This is a genomic window from Mangrovicoccus ximenensis (assembly GCF_003056725.1).
In the GTDB taxonomy this organism is placed as follows: domain Bacteria; phylum Pseudomonadota; class Alphaproteobacteria; order Rhodobacterales; family Rhodobacteraceae; genus Mangrovicoccus; species Mangrovicoccus ximenensis.
The window spans coordinates 1-3,143 of the sequence record NZ_QBKZ01000018.1; the positions used below are offsets into that span (position 1 = coordinate 1).

Here is a 3,143-nt window from a genome sequence, read left to right on the forward strand (position 1 = left end):
ACTGCGACAGGACGTGATGCACCCGGTCGAGATCGATGGCGCAAGCGGGCGCAGCGCGGGCCGGATCGGCCGGGTCATAGCCGAAAAGCTCGAAATCCTGCCGGTAGGCCTCCCACATCAGATGCATGGCCATGTCGTCGAAATAGGCCGCCACCGGATGGGCGCGCCGCGGCCCGTGGCCGGAGCTTTCGTTGAAGCGCGGCACCGCCTCGATCGCCGGCGGGAACCGCGGCGCGAAATCCGACAGGACAGCGCGCATGCCCTCCGCGAAGGTCTCGGTGGCGATGATCCGGTCATAGCGTCCGCCATTGGCGATCAGCGTGGCGACATGGCTGGATTGTGCGGACCAATGGATGTCGGGCTCCATCGGCTTGCGGAACTGGATCGTGTCGCGGGCGAAGAGCAGGAACCGCCGGAAGGCGGCGATCTGGTCGAAGTCTCCCTCGACTGCCACCCCGTAGAGCTGCGCCACCTTCGGAACGAGATTGCCGCGATAGCGCTGGCCGTTGCGCTGCACGCCGCAGATCTTGTCGAAGAACGCGGACAGGATCCGCCGGTAGGGATTGCGCACGCAGGTGAAGACCGGGACATCGGGCGAGAAGACCGCATCCTCGATCGCGGCGCGGCGGTCCTCCATCGACCATTTCCACAGCCCCTCGGTCGCGTCGTGGATGTCGCCGTCATAGAACCGCCCGTGATCGGCGTAGTGGAGGATCTGGCCGATGGTCGAGCAGGCGCATTTCGGGACGACGCGGTAGGCCACCGTGCCGCTCTCGGTCATCCAGATGCCGGGAAATCCCATGCCGCCGTCCTTCTTCGTCCTTTCTCAACGGTTTGGCGCCATGAGGTGAAGAAAGTCTGACCAATTCAGGTGGAATCCGTGGCATCCATCGCCTTTCTCCTGCTGGCGCACAAGGCCCCGGACCGCGTGGCGGCGCAGGCGCGGATGCTGTCGGCGCGGGGCGACCATGTGGTGATCCATTTCGACGGCAACGCGGCGCAGGCGGATTGGCTGCGGCTGGCGGAGGCCGTGGCCGGGCTGCCCTGCATCCATCTGGTGCGGCGCAGGCGGCGCTGCGGCTGGGGGCAGTGGTCCCCGGCAGGTAGCCCGGCCCCAGCCGGTCCTGGATGTCGCCGACCGCCCCGATGACCGTGCCCGGATCGCCCGCCAGCGCGGCGTTCATCTCGGTGGCCACGCCCGAGATCGCGGGCGCCGCGCCGGTCACCAGCCAGTCGAAGACCGCCTCGGCGCGCAGCGAGAACGTGACCGGATCGCTCTCGTCCGGCAGCTGTCCGGCATAGGCCGGGACGGTGGGGATCGCCATCAGATCACTCCCTTGACGGTGAAGGAAAATTCGTACTCGTCGGGCAGTTCCTCGGACCAGTCGACCGTGCCGAGCACGCCGAACTGGATGGTCGAGGGCCGGTGCGCGGCGCCGACCGCGCCGACCAGCGTGCCCGCCATGCGGTCCATCAGCGGCTTGATCCGCGCCCAGTAGGCGGCATCGCAGGCGCAGGCATAGGTCATCTCGTTGCGGGTCGGCCGGGTCACCAGCTGCAGCTGGCCATAGGCGTTGAACTCGTAGCGCGAGGCGGTCACCGCCTTGCCCGAGGTGCCGTTGTGCAGCGTCGCGCCGACATAGGTCCGGCTCCCGGCGACGATCTCGCCGAGCGCCACCGAGGCGCCGCGCAGCGCCACGATCACCCGGATGGTCGAGGCAGGCACGTCGAGCACGGCGAGCTTGTTCGACCCGGCCGTGAAGGGCTTCGAGCGCCATTCCCACCAGCTCGACACGGTGCGCCCCGAGACCGGCGCCACCCGGTCGAGCACCGCCGTCCCGGCGCCGTCGATGCAGATCACCCGCACCTCGACCGCGTCGATGCCGAAGAGCAGCAGCGTGTCGAGCGCATCGACCGCCATGTCGATGATCAGCGGGCTTTCCCCGGCATCGAGCCCGTAGCCCGCCTGGTCGCCCTTGAGCGTGCCGTCGCCCGTGACCGCGCCCGAAGGATTGGTCAGCACCCCGTCGAAGGCGCTGAACGCGTTGGTCCAGCGGTAGAGCAGCCAGCGCGCCGCGGCCGAGCCCTGGTCCTCGAGCGCCGGATCGTTGCCGAGATTGTCCGCAATGGCAGAGACATAGACGCGGTGGTCCCGCACCACGGCCTCGTTCAGCGCGTAGCTGGTGCCGGCCGCCCAGGCGGGCGCGTCGTCTTCGGCGAGCGAGACCGTGACATCCTCCGGAGCGATCGCGCGGCGGGAAACCAGATGCATCAGAACGCCCTTTCCACCGGCAGGCCGGTCTCGTCCCACTGGTCGAAGATCTCGACCAGCTTGCGCAGCAGCCCGTTGCCCTCGGCGGTCAGCGCCGCGCCGCCATAGGTGACGCCGCCAGGACCGAAGGCGGCCTCCTGGACGATGCCGCCGCCATTGGCCTGGGCGACGGCGGCCAGCCGCGCGTCGAACTCGCTGCGGAACCAGCCGTCGTCATAGCTCAGCCCGGCGGTCGCATTGGCGACATCGCCATGGACGGAGGCGAAGGCATCGGAGAGGCCCAGGAGCGCGACATAGGTCTCGCGCCCGGCCTCGGTCATCAGGTCCTGGGCATTGACCAGCTCGCGGAAGTCCCGCGCCGTCTTCGGCACCGCCAGGCCGATGCCCTCGAAGGCCTTGCCGAGCGCGTCGGCCGCCATCTGCCATTGCTCCTGCGCGGTGTAGAAGGCCGTTTGGAAGCCGCCCAGCAGCCCGCCGAAGGCATCGCTGCCGCCTGCCAGCTCCACGAGCCCCCCGGCCGCCTGCGACATCGCCGCGACCGTGCCCGAAAGGCTCTGGCCCAGCGGATCGAGCGCGGTCTTCACCGCGGCGAGCTGCGTTGCCGCCTCGGCCGCGATGCCGCCGAGCGCCTTCGAGAAGGCGTCGGCATAGCCCTCGACCCATTTGCGCAGCTCGGACTGGATGCCCTTGTCGCTGCGGCCCTTGGTGCTGATCCGCTTCGTGGCATGGTCGAAGCCCTCGACGACCAGCGCATCCGCCGCGACGCCGATCGCCTCGTAGGCCGCCACCACGCCGGAGCGCACCCCGTCGACCGCCTCCTGCAGCGGCGCCAGCTCGCGCGCGGACAGGTCCGAGCGCTTCCAGGACGTGG

5 protein-coding genes are annotated in these 3,143 nt (G+C 69.5%); 2 read left to right on the forward strand and 3 right to left on the reverse strand.

Going from position 1 to position 3,143, the window contains the following annotated elements; translation table 11 throughout:
* A partial coding sequence (locus C7T91_RS25040; RefSeq protein WP_108262254.1) for a sulfotransferase family protein occupies nt 1-802 on the reverse strand: 802 nt, incomplete at its 3' end.
* A 78-nt stretch (nt 803-880) separates the two neighbouring features.
* On the opposite strand from C7T91_RS25040, the gene C7T91_RS25045 reads away from it, so the two are divergent.
* The gene (locus C7T91_RS25045) at nt 881-1,150 is read left to right on the forward strand and encodes a hypothetical protein (RefSeq protein WP_145963017.1); all 270 of its coding nucleotides are present in this window, start codon (nt 881-883) and stop codon (nt 1,148-1,150) included.
* The gene (locus C7T91_RS32910) at nt 1,129-1,302 is read left to right on the forward strand and encodes a hypothetical protein (RefSeq protein ID WP_161556101.1); all 174 of its coding nucleotides are present in this window, start codon (nt 1,129-1,131) and stop codon (nt 1,300-1,302) included. The genes C7T91_RS25045 and C7T91_RS32910 overlap by 22 nt, the downstream gene beginning before the upstream one ends.
* A 22-nt stretch (nt 1,303-1,324) precedes the next feature.
* On the opposite strand, the gene C7T91_RS25050 is transcribed toward C7T91_RS32910, so the two are convergent.
* Both C7T91_RS25050 and C7T91_RS32915 read right to left on the reverse strand, forming a co-directional pair.
* Nucleotides 1,325-2,272 carry a hypothetical protein gene (locus tag C7T91_RS25050; RefSeq protein WP_108262258.1) on the reverse strand — a complete coding sequence of 316 codons (948 nt, stop codon included), beginning with the start codon at nt 2,270-2,272 and terminating at the stop codon, nt 1,325-1,327.
* Nucleotides 2,272-3,143 (reverse strand): hypothetical protein (locus tag C7T91_RS32915; RefSeq protein WP_161556102.1); only part of this gene is annotated, 872 nt, incomplete at its 5' end. The genes C7T91_RS32915 and C7T91_RS25050, both read right to left, overlap by 1 nt.